General features: G+C 68.1%; 14 protein-coding genes and 2 pseudogenes. 5 read left to right on the forward strand and 11 right to left on the reverse strand.

The window, feature by feature from the left end:
- Positions 1-2: 2 nt before the first annotated feature.
- From WPS_RS12495 to WPS_RS12510, 4 genes and pseudogenes are all read right to left on the reverse strand, one after another.
- Positions 3-866, reverse strand: a complete 864-nt coding sequence (locus WPS_RS12495; RefSeq protein WP_317994814.1) for an alpha/beta fold hydrolase — start codon at positions 864-866, stop codon at positions 3-5.
- Positions 867-870: 4 nt separating this feature from the next.
- On the reverse strand, positions 871-1,149 hold the full coding sequence (locus WPS_RS12500; protein WP_317994815.1) for an Lrp/AsnC family transcriptional regulator: 279 nt from the start codon (positions 1,147-1,149) through the stop codon (positions 871-873).
- 10 nt (positions 1,150-1,159) lie between these two features.
- Entirely contained in the window at positions 1,160-2,458 is a 1,299-nt protein-coding gene (locus WPS_RS12505) for a hypothetical protein (protein WP_317994816.1), read from the reverse strand.
- Between the two features lie 379 nt (positions 2,459-2,837).
- Positions 2,838-4,050: pseudogene (locus WPS_RS12510) on the reverse strand (IS256 family transposase).
- A 93-nt stretch (positions 4,051-4,143) separates the two neighbouring features.
- Here WPS_RS12510 and WPS_RS12515 point away from each other — a divergent pair.
- Positions 4,144-5,085: pseudogene (locus WPS_RS12515) on the forward strand (IS5 family transposase); the annotation flags it as partial.
- Between the two features lie 251 nt (positions 5,086-5,336).
- Entirely contained in the window at positions 5,337-7,175 is a 1,839-nt protein-coding gene (locus tag WPS_RS12520; RefSeq protein WP_317994817.1) for an ATP-dependent DNA ligase, read from the forward strand.
- 18 nt (positions 7,176-7,193) lie between these two features.
- Here the strand turns inward: WPS_RS12520 and WPS_RS12525 are convergent, their stop codons facing one another.
- A complete protein-coding gene (locus tag WPS_RS12525; RefSeq protein ID WP_317994818.1) occupies positions 7,194-8,495 on the reverse strand; it encodes a hypothetical protein in 1,302 nt (433 codons plus the stop codon).
- Between WPS_RS12525 and WPS_RS12530 the strand changes: the two genes are divergently transcribed.
- Positions 8,488-8,700 carry a hypothetical protein gene (locus tag WPS_RS12530; protein WP_317994819.1) on the forward strand — a complete coding sequence of 71 codons (213 nt, stop codon included), beginning with the start codon at positions 8,488-8,490 and terminating at the stop codon, positions 8,698-8,700. The two genes, WPS_RS12525 and WPS_RS12530, sit on opposite strands and share 8 nt — an antisense overlap.
- Before the next feature lie 62 nt (positions 8,701-8,762).
- On the opposite strand, the gene WPS_RS12535 is transcribed toward WPS_RS12530, so the two are convergent.
- The 4 genes from WPS_RS12535 to WPS_RS12550 all read right to left on the reverse strand — a co-directional run bounded on the left by WPS_RS12535 (position 8,763) and on the right by WPS_RS12550 (position 10,537).
- Positions 8,763-9,551 (reverse strand): M48 family metalloprotease, encoded by a 789-nt coding sequence (locus WPS_RS12535; protein ID WP_317994820.1) that lies wholly within the window; start codon positions 9,549-9,551, stop codon positions 8,763-8,765.
- Positions 9,552-9,555: 4 nt separating this feature from the next.
- Positions 9,556-9,966: a BlaI/MecI/CopY family transcriptional regulator gene (locus WPS_RS12540; protein WP_317994821.1), complete on the reverse strand. Its 411-nt coding sequence runs from the start codon at positions 9,964-9,966 to the stop codon at positions 9,556-9,558.
- Positions 9,967-10,060: 94 nt separating this feature from the next.
- Positions 10,061-10,318, reverse strand: coding sequence for a hypothetical protein (locus tag WPS_RS12545; protein WP_317994822.1), 258 nt, complete (start codon positions 10,316-10,318; stop codon positions 10,061-10,063).
- Between the two features lie 24 nt (positions 10,319-10,342).
- Positions 10,343-10,537 carry a hypothetical protein gene (locus tag WPS_RS12550; protein WP_317994823.1) on the reverse strand — a complete coding sequence of 65 codons (195 nt, stop codon included), beginning with the start codon at positions 10,535-10,537 and terminating at the stop codon, positions 10,343-10,345.
- Between the two features lie 200 nt (positions 10,538-10,737).
- On the opposite strand from WPS_RS12550, the gene WPS_RS12555 reads away from it, so the two are divergent.
- Complete coding sequence (locus tag WPS_RS12555) at positions 10,738-11,289, forward strand: NUDIX hydrolase (RefSeq protein WP_317994824.1); 552 nt, start codon at positions 10,738-10,740, stop codon at positions 11,287-11,289.
- Here WPS_RS12555 and WPS_RS12560 read toward each other — a convergent pair.
- Positions 11,286-12,056 (reverse strand): metallophosphoesterase, encoded by a 771-nt coding sequence (locus WPS_RS12560; protein WP_317994825.1) that lies wholly within the window; start codon positions 12,054-12,056, stop codon positions 11,286-11,288. The two genes, WPS_RS12555 and WPS_RS12560, sit on opposite strands and share 4 nt — an antisense overlap.
- A complete protein-coding gene (locus WPS_RS12565; RefSeq protein ID WP_317994826.1) occupies positions 12,053-14,737 on the reverse strand; it encodes a DEAD/DEAH box helicase in 2,685 nt (894 codons plus the stop codon). Before WPS_RS12565 ends, WPS_RS12560 begins: the two co-directional genes overlap by 4 nt.
- 130 nt (positions 14,738-14,867) lie before the next feature.
- Here WPS_RS12565 and WPS_RS12570 point away from each other — a divergent pair, with 130 nt between their 5' ends.
- Positions 14,868-15,947, forward strand: coding sequence for a Crp/Fnr family transcriptional regulator (locus WPS_RS12570; RefSeq protein WP_317994827.1), 1,080 nt, complete (start codon positions 14,868-14,870; stop codon positions 15,945-15,947).
- Positions 15,948-15,990 lie beyond the last annotated feature (43 nt).

Genomic DNA, 15,990 nt, shown 5'->3' on the forward strand with positions numbered 1-15,990 from the left:
TACTAAGGGCGGAAGAACGATGCGAGCGCTTCGTGCGTCGCGTCGGGATCTTCTTCGGCGAGGAAGTGTCCCGCGTCGATCGCGTGGCCGCGGACGTCGTCGCACCAATCGCGCCAGACGGCGAGGACGTCGTACCACGTGCCGACTTCGGCGCGCGTTCCCCACAGCGCCAGCATCGGCGCCGCGATCTTGCGCACGCCGCGGTCGGCTTCGTCGAGCGCGTAGTCGTAGGTCGCCGCGGCGCGGTAGTCTTCGCACGCCGCGTGGATCGTCTCCGGGTTGCGCAGGCAGCGCACGTAGTCGTCGAGCGCTTCCGGCGCGAACACGTTCTTGCGGTTCGGGCGGCCGGCGAAATAGAAATCGGGGTTCGCGCCGATGAGCGTCTCGGGCAGCGGCGCCGGCTGCGCGAGGAAGAACCAGTGCCAGTAGCCGAGCGCGAAGCGCATGTCGGTGCGCCGGAAGTGCTCGCCGGTGGGGATGATGTCGAGGGTCGCGAGCTTCGTCACGCGCTCCGGGTGATCGAGCGCGAGACGATACGCGACGCGCCCGCCGCGATCGTGGCCGGCGACGGCGAAACGCTCGTGCCCGAGCGCGCGCATCACCGCGACGCAGTCGCGCGCCATCGCGCGCTTGGAGTACGGCTCGTGATCCTCGGTGGTCGGCGGTTTCGAGCTCTCCCCGTACCCGCGCAGATCCATCGCGACGACGTGAAACTCGCGCGCCAGCCGCGGCGCGACGAGATGCCACATCACGTGCGTCTGCGGGTGGCCGTGCAGCAGCAGCAGCGGCGGACCGCTGCCGCCGTGGCGCACGCGGATCTCCGCTTCGCCCGTGTCGATGCGGGTCAGGGTGAAGCCGTCGAACACGGTGCTACTCGGACCCGATATCCCACACCATGCCGAGATCGCGCTTGGCGAACGCGCGGAACGCGATCAGCGTCTCGGTGGCGTTGATCCCGCTGCACGACGCGATCCGCTCGGTCACCAGATCGCTGAGCTGTTCGTGTTCGCGCACGCGCACGATCGCGACGAGATCGTAGGGCCCCGCCACACTGTAGCATTCCGTGACGCCGTCGATCTCGAGCAGTTCTTCCGCCAGCGAACGGACGCGGCCGGGTTCGACGTTGAGCAGCACGAGCGCGGTGATCATGCGGAGGCCGCTACCCCGGTGCGCCCAAAGGCACCTGCGATGGGGACGGGGATGCCGACGGAATCGGCGATGCGCTCGGGATCGCCGACGGTGATGGTGAGGGCGCCGGTGCGGTGTGGCCGCAGGCGGTGGGCGGCGGTGCCTGCGGCGGCGTCGACGTGAGGCCGAAGGCGAGCGGGAACGACGACGTGCCGTCAGTCATGTACTCGCCGCGAATCGTGCGGGTCTCGTTCGCCGCGAGCGCGATCTCGTAGACGAGGTAGCGTGCCGACTGCGACGGATCGACGCACGCGACGCTCAGCGGCGGCGCGTCGCCGAGCTGGATCGTCGTCGTCGCCGTCCCGCCGGCCGGCGTTTCGTAGAGAAATACGGACTGCGGCGTTTCGGTCGGGTTGACGACATGAAGTTCGACGGCGCGCACGACGCCGTAGTCGCCTCCGAGCGGACGCCCCCCGGGACGTAAGTTTTTGAACGCCGGCACGCCGACCAGAAACGGCGGCGGTTCCGGGCCGCCGACCGTGAACGCGAGCGCGAGCGGCGGGATCAGCGTGAGATCGAATTCACCGCGCCGGCCGTGCGTATCGGACGGCAATTCGGTCCCGGCGAGCAGCGAGAGCGGATCAAAGCCGCCGCTCGCCGCGACGATCGAGGCGGTCACCGGTCCGCCGTCGAGCACCTGCAGATCGAAGATCGCGGCGACGAGGTCGCCGGGATTCATCGCCGCGTCGTCGAGCGGGATCGCGTACGGCGCGCCGGCCGCGAGCGCCGCGATCGCGCTCTCCTGAACGCTGCGCACCTGCATGTAGCGCAGCGTCGAGACGTGCCCGGTGTAGCCGAAATCGGCCGACGGGCCGGCGCTCGCGCCGAGGATCTGCATGCGCGTCGCGCTGCCCGAAGGCTGCAGCACGAGATAGAGCCGCCGCGCCGGCGTCTCGGAGACGTGATAGACGTACGTGCGCGCCGGACGCGTGCGATCGATCGCGATCGGACTGCGATAAAGCACGCCGTCGGCGGCGATCTTTTCCGGGTCGTCGCTGTAAAACAGTACCTGCGGGTCGAGCCGCGGCAGCGCGTCGACCTGCACGTGGACGCCGGTCGTGCCGCGCACGTCGCTTGCGACGCCGTTGCCCGCGAGCGTGACGTCCGCTTGAGCGTCGGCAACCTCGCCGCCGCGCAACGGCTGCGCGAACGTCACGCCGCGCACGATCGCCGTCGCGCCGGGCTGCAAGTGTGCGTTCGCAGCGATCGCGTCGTGCACGCGCGCAAGCACGAACACCGGTGAGACGGTGCCCGCGAGTTCGACCGACACCGCCGCGGGGACGACGCCCGCCGGCGGCGGCGCCGGCGAGGCGCTCGGGCTCGGCTGCGGGATTGCACTCGCGCTAGCAGGCCGATGACAAATCGGCCGAGTTGATGTTGGCGTGACGGCGTTTTTCGCGTATTATAAGAGCAAGTCTCCTCATACCTTGGTGAGGTTGCGGCCGATGCGGACTCATGATGAGCAGCGTGCATCCGTTTGGACGACGTTGCAGCCGGAAGACACCGTGCCCGGCGATCATCCGTTGCGCCCGATGCGCGTGATGGTCAACGAAATTCTGCGCGAACTCTCGCCGGAGTTTTCCAAGCTCTACTCCCGACGGGAGTCAAGTCCCAAATCTGCTGTAATTCCGGTTCGTCGATCGCGTAAGTTAGGCTGCTCGTCTGTCTCGTTTTACGGCGGCCGGCTTGGCCACCGTCGTTGCTTTCCATTCGAAGTATTCGGTCATGTCGAAGTAGGCTCGGCTTAACCATTCGTCGTTTTGCTCGGAGAGTAACGCGCCGACCATGCGAATCGCTGCGGCGTCGTTTGGGAAAATGCGAATGACTTTCTCCCGGCGACGAATCTCTTCATTGAGCCGCTCTTGCATGTTGCTCGTGCGCAGTCGCCGACGATATTTCTCCGGCAGCGGCAAGATCGCAAACATGTCTTCGAACGCTCCTTCCAAGCACACGCACGACTTCGGCGCTGTTTCTGCGAAGCGGGCCATGAATTCCGCATATCGACGCTCAGCCTCTTTGCGATCAGTTGCGAGAAAGATCAGCCGAGCTGCAGCGGTTACGTTTTCGCGTTCTTTCTTGGGCGCGTGATCGAGCAAGTTCTTCATCACGTGGAACTGGCAGCGCTGCCATGTCGCGCCGACGAATTGCTTGGCGATCGCCTCGCGTAAGCCCGAGTGATTGTCGGAGACGGCAACGTCGACGCCGTGCAAGCCGCGTGCTTTGAGGCCGCGAAAGAACTCGTTCCACGTCGCAAAGCTCTCCGAATCGCCGATCGAAAGACCAAGGATTTCTCGGTATCCGTCAGCGCGAATGCCGCTCGCGATGAGGAGCGCTTTGCTGACGACGCTCTTGTCGGTGCGCACCTTCGTAAAGAGCGCGTCAACGATGATGAATGGGTACGCCGCATCAAGCCGACGATTCAAGAATCACCGGCTCGTCAAGGGCCTTCGCGAGGCGACTGACCGTCGACTTCGAAAACGACGTCCCACACAGACCTTCGGTTATCCGCGTGACCTTCCGCGTCGAGACGCCGTTGACGACCATCTCCATCAGGCCCACGACAAAGGCTTGTTCGCTGCGGCGATAACGCTCAAAGATGTCGGTTGAGAAGCTGCCGTCGCGCGTCTGCGGCACGCGCAGGACCAGCGATCCGACGCGGGTCGAGAGCTGTCGATCGCGATACCCATTCCGATAGCCCTCCCGTTCTTGACAGCGTTCGTACCGCTCGGCGCCCAGATGATCGCGCATCTGCGCCTCGAGCACTTGGTTCAAAATCGTTTCGACGAGCTTCCCGAGCGCCGCAGGTTGATCGAGCAACGCTGGAATCGCGTCGCGGGATAGGGTAAGATCGTAATCGGCCACCGTTCCGGTCCTTTCGATTGAAGTGTTGTCAACGTCAATCTTCGAACCGGAGCGGTGGCTACCCGCCCGCTGAATTTACATCAATTATAGGGACTCTGCCCCCGACGGGGCCGGCCATCGATCGCGCCGGAGAAGCTGCTGCGAGCCTTGCTGTTGCAAATGTTCTACTCGATCCGCAGCGAGCCGATGCTGCTGGAGCAGTTGCGTTACAATTTGCTCTTTCGTTGGTTCGTGGGCTTGAGCATGGACGACAAGATCTGGGACCCCTCGACGTTCAGCAAGAACCGCGATCGGTTCTTGAATGGCGAAATCTCCGAGCGGTTCTTCGCCGCCGTGGTCGAGCGGGCGCGTGCCGACGAACTGCTCTCGAACGAGCATTTCACCGCCGATGGGACGCTAATCGAGGCGTGGGCCAGCCACAAGAGCTTTCGGCCCAAGTCGGACGACGAACCGCCGACCTCGAGCGGCGGTCGCAACGAGGGCGTGAACTTTCGTGGCCGGCCGCGCAGCAACGAGACGCACGTCTCGAGTACCGATCCGGACGCGCGGTTGTACCGCAAGAGCAGCGGCGCGCCGGCGATTCTCGGCTATCTCGGACATGCTCTGATGGAGAATCGCAACGGCTTGATCGTCGGCGTGAAGACCACTCGCGCGACCGGGATCGCCGAACGCGAAGCAGCGCTGGAATTGATTCGCGGGGTCAGCGGAAGCAACCGAATCACGCTCGGTGCCGACAAGGCGTACGATACCAAAGACTTTGTCGAGGCGTTGCGAGCGCTCAACGTGACGCCGCACGTTGCTCAAAATACGACCCGTCGCCGCAGCGCGATCGACCGCCGAACCGTCCGCCATCCGGGCTACACGGTGAGTCAACGCAGGCGCAAGTTGATCGAGGAGAGCTTCGGGTGGGGCAAGACGATCGGCCGATTGCGCAAGGTGCATTTCCGCGGGCTTGATCTGGTCGGCGACATTGTGCGCTGGACGGCCGCGGCGTACAACTTGATCAGGATACGCAATCTGAGGGCCGCGACATGATGCGAAGTGATGCTGACCCGAGGGGCGTTTTCGAGATGAACCGCTCGGCAACGGGCTTCGAGGGGTCCGCCGACCTCCCGAAAACCGTGCTGAACGGGCAGTTCGCGAACCAAGCGCCGATTTTTTCAGCACCCTGCTAGGGGCCGGCGAAGGCGACGCGCTCGGCGCCGGAGACGGCGATGCGGGCGTTTGCGCATTCGCGGGCGCGAGCGAGAGGAGCATTGCAGCACCGACGAAGGCAACCGGCAACCGTGCGTCGATCATTGCCTCACGATGCGCGCCTCGTTCGACCGCGTCCTCGTCGTCTCGCGCGCCGTGATCCCCTGGGCGATCTTTGTCGCGATCCGAAAGGCCAACTGGCGCGCCGTGTGATAGGGTGCGGCGTGATCGCGTTCGCGCGGACGTGCGCCGCCATCGCCGCGACGGCGAGCAAGCTCGAAAAGATCGCGCTCGTCGGCGACTACCTGCGCACGCTGGACGACGCCGACGTGCAGGCGGCGGCGCGATATTTTACCGGCAACCCGTTCCCGCAGGCGCAGGAACGCAGCCTCGCGGTCGGCGGCCGCACGCTGATCGACGCCGCCGTCGCGATGTGGGGGATCGACGACGCCGCGCTCGCCGTTGCGTATCGTGCGAGCGGCGATCTCGGCGCGGCACTCGGACAGTTCGTGCGGCCGTCGCCCGACTTGGGACTCTTCCGCGAGACGCTCACTCCTTCGCGGCTCTACGCCCTCCTCGTCGAAATCGCAGATGCCGCAGGGAAGAGCGCGCAGAAACGGCGGCGCATCCTCTGCGAGCGCATCTTCTCCGCCTGCACCGAACCTCTCGAAGCAACCTATGTCATCAAGATCATGACCGGCGAGCTGCGCATCGGCCTTCGCGAAGGTCTCGTGCTCGATGCCGTGGCAGGGTTCGCACGGGATCCGCGCGCGGTGCGCCGGGCGGCCGCGATCGCCGGGGATCTCGGCGCGGTCGCGCTCGCCGCAAAGCACGACACGCTCGATCAGCTCGCGATCGCCTACCACGCGCCGATCGCGTTCATGCTCGCCTCGCCGATCGCGTACGGCTCCGAATACACCGAGCTGGTATCGTCGGCATGGCTCGTCGAGGACAAGTACGACGGGATTCGCATCCAGGCGCACGTCACACCGCGGCGCATCTCGCTCTTCTCGCGCACGCTCAACGATGTCGCCGCCTCCTATCCGGAGCTCGTCGAGGCGCTGCGCGCCCTGCCGGGCTCGTGCGCGCTCGACGGCGAGATCGTAGCGATCCGCGACGGGCGCGTCCTCCCGTTCCGCTTCCTGCAGGCGCGGCTGCAGCGCAAAGACGTCGCGCCGGATCTGCTGCGCGAGGTCCCCGTGCGGCTGATCTGTTTCGACGCGCTCGCGCTCGACGAGGAGTTCCTGCTCGATCTCCCGCTCGCCGAACGGCGGACCCGGCTCGCCGAGGTCCTCGCGCACGCCGACGAACGCACCGTCGCCGCCGCACCGTGGACGGCGCTGGAAGAACGCGCCGCCGCGGAGACGGTCCACGAACGGTTTGAAGCGTCGCGCGAACGCGGCAACGAAGGCCTCGTGTTCAAACGAACCGATTCACCCTACACGCCGGGCCGGCGCGGCAAATCCTGGCTGAAGCTCAAACGCGAATTGGCGACGCTCGACTGCGTCGTCGTCGCGGTCGAGCGCGGCCACGGCAAACGCGTCGGCGTGCTTTCCGACTACACGTTCGCCGTGCGCGCCGGCGACGATCTTGCCGTGATCGGGAAGGCGTACAGCGGGCTCACCAACGTCGAGATCGCCGAGATGACGGCCTGGTTCGAAGCGCACCGCCTGCCGCCCGACGAGGCGCATGCGTCGTACCGGCGGCTCGCGCTGAAGCGCCGCGAAATCCTGGTCGAGCCCTCGATCGTCGTCGAGATCGCCTTCGACATCATCCAGCGCAGCGAGCTGCACGCGAGCGGGTTCGCGCTGCGCTTCCCGCGGATCGTCCGCCTGCGCCCCGACAAACGCCCGCAGGATGCCGACACGGTCGAACGGGTGGCAGAGATCTACGCCGAGATGCTCGAGCGCGAAGGGATGGGCGACCGCTGAATGATGCGTCCGGCGGAATCAGCGTGACGAACGCTGACCGACCAGCGGCGCAGAACGCAGGCGGTAGAACACATCAAACGACACCGGCGCTCCGGCACCGTACGCCGCGTTGAGCGCGGCCGGCTTCGTGTTGAGCGTGACGCTCAAGCCCATCCCACCGACGGTCTTGCCGGATCGGTGCGGCAGATCGTGCACCACACCGACCGTGTACGCGCCCAGGTAGTAGGTCGTTTCCGCTAAGGGCGGCGCAAGCACGAGTTCCATCCCCGACTTCTGCACCTGCTCGAAACGCGCGAACACGGCGTTCCCGTTGCGCCGATATTCCGTTTCGTACAGAAACGCATTCGCACGCTCGCCGTCGGTCGCGTCGTTACGCCCCCAGACGAGCGCATGCGTCCAGGACGCGTCGAAGCCAAGCGGCCGCGTATACAGAACGGAGGCCGACGAGCGGCGTACGTTCAGCAGCGGTGCGAGCGCCTCGGGTGACGAGATGAATCCGTACGACGCCTGCGCGGCAACGAAGGCGTTCGGATTCCACGACAACCGGGCGCTGTGCGAGTCGAGATGGACCGGGTCGAAGTTGTAACGCGCCTCGTTCGGCTCACGCCCGGTGAATGCGCTGGCCTCTGCCTTGAATTTCGTTGACGCAATCCCGGCCGTCACGACCCCGAAGGTGATGTGGGTTGCGTCCTGCCAGTGGTGGCCGATCGGCGCGCTCGCGAGGTCGTAGGCGATCTCGCGATGCATGTACGCCGGCGGCCCGAGCGCCGGCTCGCCGGGATATCCAACGTAAAGCGACGCCGAGTGCGCGTTTTGGAGCCGGCCCGAGTACGTCAACGAAAGTTCCGAAACGAAGTCGTGCGGATGCTGAGCGTCGTGCAGAGGCTGATCGTGCCACTGTTCACCGCTCTGAAACAGCAGCGGATAGCCTTGGCCGCCGACGGAGAACGGATCGGGCGTCACCATGGCACGCAAGCCGACCTGCGCTGCGGCGCTCGTGGGATGCGTGCGCATGTACATCAGCCAGCCCGGTGCGACGAGCGCGTCGGCGCCTCGCGGTGTCGCGGTGTGCACGAAGCGCCCCCACAGCGCACCGTGGGTCATCTCCATGTCGTCGCCGCGCCCGAACATATGCGCATACGCCGTATCCGCGTCGGGCATCCACGACGTTCCGGACCCTTCGCGCGTCATCGGCGTTCCGACGTCGGTGACGCTCGGCATCGTCGCGGGGTCCATCGTCGACATCTCCATGTGCATGCCGGCCATACCGTGCATCGACATGACGCCGTTCGCGTTGTAGTGCACGGAAGACATGTCCATCCCGCTCGCGGGCGCCGGGGTCGCCGAAGGGGGCGATGACTCCGGGCTCGCGGTAGCCGTGGGGGCAGGCGTGCTCATCGGCATGCCCGGCATCGGCGCCATCGTGGGCTCGGCGGCGAGCGCCGGAAACGCGCCTGCCGCGAGGAACGCGCCGGCGAGGAGAAGACGGGAGAAAAGCACGGAAACCTCGTCGAGTTTCGCTTAGGTATACTACCGCCAGTAGTAGACCTCGTAGCGGAGCCGAAGGTTTCGCCCCTGCGCGGCGCGTCAGCAGTGATGCGCGAGCAAGTACGGCAGATCGTGCCGGAACGCGGCGTGGCTGATCGGCAGGGCGACGGCCAGCGACGTCACGGCGAGCGGCGCGGCCCAGACGAGCCAGCGGTCCTCGGGCCGGCGGGCGGCGGCTTCGAGGCCGAGCCGCGCTTCGACACACAGGTTCGTCCCGTGCGCGAGGCGCACCAGCAGCGCAACGTATCGCTCTTCGCCGCCGGCCGCAGCGATCACGTTCGCCGATCGCTCCCGCCCCGCGTGCAGCCGCCGCTCGAGCGGTTCGAATCCCGGAATGAGCAGCGCGGCAAACAGCAGATGCCACAGCACGCCGGCCGTCGCGTCGGCATGACGGACGTGCACGAGTTCGTGGCGTGCGACGAGTTCGACGTCCGCATCCTCGAGCGGCTCGACGAATCCGCGCGACAGCACGATCGTCCGGCCGAACACCGTGGTGGCGATCGGGGCGGCGAGATCGACGTAGAGCACGGTCGGGACGGCGACGCCGAGAGCAACCGAGGCGCGCTCGAACGCAGCGCGCACGCGGCCCGGGAGCGGCTCGGCGACATGGCCGAGTCGGGCGAAGCGCATTCGCGCCACGACGATTTTCGCGACGACCACGCCGGCCGAGGTCGCCGCGAGCGCGCCGATGAACCAGCCGAGACGCTCGTGCACCCAAACCGTCGCATGGTAGAGCGGGTCGACACCCGCAAGGCCGCACCCGCGATCGGCCCACCACGACAGCGGAACGAGAAAGACGACGGGCCAGAGCGCGCGGATGAACCGCACGCGGCTACCGTCTCTTGCGCGAACGATCGTGGAGCAGCCGGCGCAGTTCCGCGAGCGCCGCACCGTCGTTCGCGACCGCATCGACGAACCCGTGCACGGCGGCGGGCCCGTGCGCGGAGATCAGCCCGCCGAGCGTCTGCGCGACGATCCTCGCTACCACGTCCTCGCGCGTCACCGCCGCGCGATAACGCACGTCCAAATGCGAACCGCCGTCGTTGCCTTTGGCGACGAGCCCCTTTTTGAGCATCCGAGTCAGTTCCGTGAAGACGGTCGTGTAGGCGAGATCTTCACGCTCGGAGAGGCCGCGGTGTAGTTCGGAGACGGACTGCGGTCCGTGCGCCCAGAGGTACTCCACGATGGAGGCCTGCCGCGTGCCGAGGACTTTGCCGAGGTCGGCCTTTCTGCGCGAGCTCATCGTTCGGCGATACGGCGGGAGGCGAGCATACGACACGCCATCGTACGCCTGCAGCGCGCGCGATCCCTTGCCCCGGTGCACTGCGGCATCGCTCTTAACGCCGCTCGCGCCGGCACGTGCGCGCGGCGCGGATCCGCGCGATCCTGGCGTACACGTCGTCGAAGGCGTCGCGTTCGCGCCGCACGCGATGGGCGCGCATGCGCATCGCGAGCAGCCACACAACGAGCACGCCGGCGATTCCCGCGCACAGCAGCCGCAAGGGCGGCGCGGTCGGCAGCAATGCACCGGCCGCGACCACAGTCGCGAGCAGCGCAGCGAGATTCTGCCAGGTGCGCATCGGCGGCGCGTTCATCGCGGGCCGCCGTGCGCGCGGAAGTTACTCGTCGCCTTCGTGCAGGTGCAGGTGACAGCCGTCTTCCGCATCGTCGAGCACTTCGCGCGCTTCGTCCAGCACATTGACGGGGAGCGCGCCGCCCGATTCGACCGATCCTTCGGCCGCGAGAAACTCGACTTCGTCCCAATCTTCCCACGTCTCGAGCGGCTCGCCGTCGACCTCGGCCGGAAAGCGCACGCAGAATCCCTGTTCGATGTGGAGACCGGTGACCAGGACGCGCGTACCCCGCGGATAGTAGGTACCATCCTTCCAAAGGGTCCCGTACGTCGTGTCGTAATGCTGACCGATCTCGATCTTCTCGATCGCCCCGTCTCCCCCGCAGTGACGCCCTGCGGATCGCCGTATTTTCCGCACCGCCCTATGGTATACCCGTTACGATGAACGAACGGCGACTGCGCGCCTGGCGCGTCATTTCCTCGGCCTATCCGATCACGACGCCGTTCCTGCGCCTGCGTGCCGACCGGGTCGAGCTTCCGAGCGGCGCGATCGTCGACGAGTACTACGTCCGCGAGTCGCACGGCTTCTCGGTCGTGTTCGCGACGACGTCCGACGACCGCGTCGTCCTGGTGCGCCAGTACAAGCACGGGATCGGCGAGGTGGTGACCGAGCTCCCTGCGGGCGGCGTCGATCCCGGTGAGTCGCCCGAGTCGTGCGCGGTGCGCGAGCTCGCCGAAGAGACGGGCTACGCCGGCTCGCCTGCCGAGCACATCCGCACGTTCATCACCGATCCGACGAACTCGAACTCGCGCTTCCATCTCTATCGCATCCGCGACGCGGAACGGAAATTCGAACCCTACCCGGACCCCACCGAAGACATCGAGGTGCTGCTGGCGACGCGCGACGAGGTGCGCGCGATGGCGCTCGACGGCCGCATCGCTGCGGGTTCGCAGGTCGCCGCGGTGCTGGTCGCCCTCGCGGCCGGCCCTTAACGGTCGGGCCGGAGCCTGCGGCGCCGGATCCCGCCCCGGCGTGCAAGGTGCGTCCCGTAGAGGGCGCCGCGGAGCGCCGAGAGCGTGCCGAACGGAAAGACGCGATCGGCGCCGGCCGCGACGACGTGCAGGTCGCGGCGGCCGAGGTTCCACGGCGCCAGCGCCGCTAGACACGCATCGCCGGTGACGTCCAAGCCAGGCGAATACGGCGTGAGCGCGGGGACGACGACGAGCGATGCGGAGCCGAGGAATGCGGGCGCCGTCGAGCCGCCGCCGAGCTGCAGCGACGGATGCAGGTGACCGATCATCGTGCGCCGCGCTCCCGCATCGGGGCGGTCGCCGTGCAGCAGCGTCCAGCCGTCGCGCTCGCAACGCTCGACCGTCGCGCCGAGGATCGCGACGCCGCGCGTGCGCCCTTCGTGATTCCCCGCGATCACCGTCACGCGCGCGAAGCCGCGCAGCGTCGCGAGCGCCGCCGCGACGTGGCGCGCGGCGCCGGGGCTCATCCCCGCACCGTGGATCGCGTCGCCGAGGAAGACGATCTCGCGCGCGTCGTGACGCTGCACCGCGATCGCGATCGCGGCGACGATCTCGTCGGTCGACCACAGCGGGAGCGCCGAGCCGCCGCCCATCACGTCTTCGTAGCCCAAGTGCGCGTCGGCGCAGATCAGGACGCGCGACGTCGCGAGCAGCGCGAAGCCGCCCGGGAGCGCGAGCACGCCGTCGGCGAGCGCGAACGTTTCGGCAGCGGCGGCCGGACGCATCACAACAGCCGCATCTGGCCGGGGCGCGCGTCCTCCACCGGCGCCGTCTCCACGCGTTCGCCGAGCAGCGCGAGAACGCGCTCGTGCAGCGCTTCTACCATGCTCGCGCGATCGTCCATCACCACGCTGTCGCCGAACGATGAGGTGACGATCCCGAAGGTGAACGGCGTCGCCGCCGCCGGATGCAGCACGCGCGGCTCGCCCTCGATCCCTTCGAGGTAGCGCAGCGCCGCGGGCGCGTCGAGCAGATCGCGCGTCACCGTGCGCAGCGTTTCCCGGACCAGCGGGAAGTCGCGGTCCGCCTCCCACAGCCGGTCGAAGATCTTCGCCGCGTTCCAGCGCAGCGCGCCGCCGCGGATCGAACGGCCGCCGGCACGCCGCAGCACCAGGAGCCCGGTGTTCGCGACGTGCCGGAACTGCTGGCGCAGAAGATTGCTCGCGCGCAGGCCGTCGACGAGATCCCGTTCGAAACCGTCGACGCGCAGCAGCGACGGCCACACCGAGTCGGGGACGCGCTTGCGCGCGGGGAGCGCGACGAGAAAACCGTTGTCGTCGGTCGTCAGGGTCGAATTGACGCGCGCCTCGCGATGCAGGCGCGCGCCGACCACGCGTGCGAGCGTCTCGTTCACGCGCCGCCCCGCGCAGGTGTGATACACCGCGGTCTGCCGCTGGTCCATCCGGTAGAGTTCGATCACCGGGTGCGTGCCGTCGGGGAGCGCCGAGAGGGCGACCTGCTGGGCGACATAGCGCACCACGTGCGCCGCTTCGGCACCGTCGAGCCCGTAACGGCCGCGCACGTAGGCGAGCGCGCCCTGCGCGCCCCCGGCGGCGAGCGCGTCGGCGACCCCGCGCCGCAGACGCCCGATCTCGTGCGCGAGGATCAGCGGCACGCCCTTGAGATGCGAACTCCATTGCGGCACCGTCGGCCGTCCGGCATAGGGCTCGACGCGCAGCCCGCGCGGGCCGGACTCCGTCACCCGCAGGGTCCGGCCTTCCAGCAGAAAGACGTCGCCCGGTGAGAGCGTTGCGGCGAAGCCTTCGCCCAGGCGGCCGATCGCACTGCCGCCGGCGCCGCTCACGGGGACGGTGGATTCGTCGGGGATCGTGCCGACGTTTTCGAAATACGCGCTCGACGGCTCGCGCCCCAGACCGTAGAGCGCTTCGCCGTCGGTGCCGATGCGCCGCACGTGCGCGTCGTCGAGACCTGCGCCCCCGCCGGTGAGGTACGCGACGCAGGCGCGCAGATCGTCGTCACGCAGATCGCGGAACGGATACGCCTGCCGTGCCGTCGCGAGCACGTCGGCGAACGGAACGCGGCGATCCGGGACGCATTGGCCGACGACCCATTGCGCGAGGACGTCGAGCGGTGCCTCGGGGATCGCCACCTCCTCGATGATGCCCTCGCGGATGCAGCGGCGGGTCGCAGCCGCTTCGATGATGTCGTCGCGATCCTGCGCGAGGATCGTTCCGGCGGCGACGGCGCCGGGACGATGGCCGGACCGTCCGACGCGCTGCAGGGTCGGCGTCATTCCACGCGCGCCGCCCATCACGATCACCCGGTCGATGTAGCCGATGTCGACCCCGAGTTCGAGCGAACTCGAGCACACGACCGTCCGGAGCGTCCCGCTGCGCAAGTCGGCTTCGGTCCGGTGGCGGATATTTTTTTCAAGCGCGCTGTGGTGGACGCCGATCCGGCGGTCGCGCTTCTCCGTCGTCGCCCGCGGCACGTCGTCCGCGACTTCGATTACGCCGGCCGGTTCGCCGGCCAGCTCCATCTCGTGCGCGACGCGTTCGGCCTGGCTGCGCACGTTGGTGAACACCAGCGTCGAGCGCACGTCGCGCGTCATCGTGTAGGCCGTGCGCGCGCACGTCGCGAGCGTCGCCATCGCGCCGGCGAACGGCGCGGTGATGTCGAGCGTGATCTGCCGCAGGCCGCGGCAGTCGACGACGGCGCACTCGCGTCCGGTGCCCGCCAAAAACGACGCAACGCGGTCGAGCGGCGCGACCGTCGCCGAGAGCCCGACGCGGCGCACCGCGCTCCGGCTGAGCAGGTCGAGCGATTCCAGCAGCAGCGTCAGGTGCGCGCCGCGCTTGCTGCCGGCGAGCGCGTGGACCTCGTCGACGATGACCGTCTCGACGTGCGAGAGCGTCTTGCGGTAGGAGTCCATCGCGACCATCAGCGCAAGCGATTCCGGCGTCGTCATCAGGATGTGCGGCGGACGCGCGAGCATCAGCCGCCGCTCTTCCTGCGGCGTGTCGCCGGTGCGCACGCCGGTGCGCACGAAGCGTTCGCGGACGCGGCCGCGGCGGACGCGCGCGCGTTCCGTGTTGGGCCGCTCGAGCAGTCCCATCTCGCGCAGAGGCCGGCGCACGTTGTGCTCGACGTCGTAGCCGAGCGCGCGCAGCGGCGAGACGTAGAGACAGTACGTGCGCGCGAGGAGTTCGTCGGCATCGCGCAGGTCGGCGAGCCGCGACATCACGGGCAAGAACGCCGAGAGCGTCTTCCCGGTCCCGGTCGGCGAACAGATGAGCGCGTGACGTCCGGTCGCGGCGAGCGGGAGCGCCTGAGCCTGCGGCGGCGTCGGCTCGCGCAGACGTTCGTCGCACCACGCGGCGATATCCGGGTGCAGTGATCGAAAGGGATCGTGCGCGTCGACCTCCGCACGCGGGCTTTGCGGTCTCACGGGACGTGTAACCTTCGGCGCCACACAACAAGGCACCGGGCGGGCGGCCCCCTCCGCAGCTTGCCCATGGTACGGAGAACGGCGGCGGCACGCAAGGGTCTGGGGGGACCGGAGTCGGAAGAATATTTGCGTGTCCGCCTCGCTGGCCGCCATGTTGCGTAAGAGCACCACTCTTTACCAGGAGCGGTGGGTTGCGCGTTCCGAGACGGAATACGCGACGCCGGCCCGGGCCGGGATCGTCGAAGAACACATCGGCTATTGGGAAGCGATCGCGCGCGCCGTCGAGACGCAGGACTTCGAAGAGCTGATGAGCTTCGCGCGCACCGCTGGGCGCATGCAGGCGCGCGACGGACGCGACCTGGCCGACGCGGTGCGCCGCACGATCGCCGCCACCAACCTCATCGAGCTCGCGCTGCTCGAAGTCAACGACGGCGACGTCCCGGCGATCGACATCGTCAACGAGATCGGCGACGTGCGCGGGCTCATCGCGATGGCCGTCGCCGAGGGATACAAGGCCGAGGTCGCGGAACGCGACGCGCCGGCCGAGGCGCGCGAGCGGCTGCGCGCCGCGATGCAGCGCCGCCGCGATCGTGCCGCGACGACGACGCTGCTCGCCGGCTCCGAGATCGCGCCGCTGTACGAAGGCGGGATGCGGCTGCACTTCGTCGAGAGCGGGAAGCTGCGGCTCTACAACCTGCTTCCGAACGGGCGCACCATCACGCTCTCGATTCTCAGCGAGAACGACGTGTTTTTGCAGTGGCGCGCCGAGTCGACCTCGCTCTCGTGCCTGTGCGCCGAGGCGATGCACGACTCCACCGTGCTCACGGTGGACGGTGACGCGCTCGCCGAGATCGTCGCCCAGCAGCCCGTGGCGGCGATCGACGTAATCACGCAGTTCGCCCAGCGCCTCACCGAGTCGCAAGTCCTCATCGAAGACCTCCTCAACAACTCGGTCAACATCCGGCTGTACCGCACCCTGCTCCAGCTCGCTCAGCAGTTCGGGCGGCTGGACGCCGGCGCGACCCTCATCGACGTTCCGCTGACCCACCAGCGGCTCGCCGATATGATCGGGTCGAACCGTGTCACCGTCACCCGCAAGCTTCACGAACTGCAGGAGCGCGGAATCGTCGAGGGCCGCCGCAACGCGACCCTGGCGGTACGCCGGATGGACCGGCTCGAAGCGCTCGCGACCGGCGCCGAGACGGACTGAAACCCCGGGGCCGCCGCGCCGGTAGGTCGGAGCGGAGGTCCTC

This window comes from Vulcanimicrobium alpinum, from assembly GCF_027923555.1.
GTDB classification, from domain to species: domain Bacteria; phylum Vulcanimicrobiota; class Vulcanimicrobiia; order Vulcanimicrobiales; family Vulcanimicrobiaceae; genus Vulcanimicrobium; species Vulcanimicrobium alpinum.

What these genes read in the sequence shown, in the direction of transcription:
- WPS_RS12545 (WP_317994822.1), bottom strand. Translation starts at nt 10,318, where the DNA reads ATGAACGCGCCGCCGATGCGCACCTGGCAGAATCTCGCTGCGCTGCTC.
- WPS_RS12500 (WP_317994815.1), bottom strand. Translation starts at nt 1,149, where the DNA reads ATGATCACCGCGCTCGTGCTGCTCAACGTCGAACCCGGCCGCGTCCGT.
- WPS_RS12555 (WP_317994824.1), top strand. Translation starts at nt 10,738, where the DNA reads ATGAACGAACGGCGACTGCGCGCCTGGCGCGTCATTTCCTCGGCCTAT.
- WPS_RS12540 (WP_317994821.1), bottom strand. Translation starts at nt 9,966, where the DNA reads ATGAGCTCGCGCAGAAAGGCCGACCTCGGCAAAGTCCTCGGCACGCGG.
- WPS_RS12530 (WP_317994819.1), top strand. Translation starts at nt 8,488, where the DNA reads ATGTCCATCCCGCTCGCGGGCGCCGGGGTCGCCGAAGGGGGCGATGAC.
- WPS_RS12525 (WP_317994818.1), bottom strand. Translation starts at nt 8,495, where the DNA reads ATGGACATGTCTTCCGTGCACTACAACGCGAACGGCGTCATGTCGATG.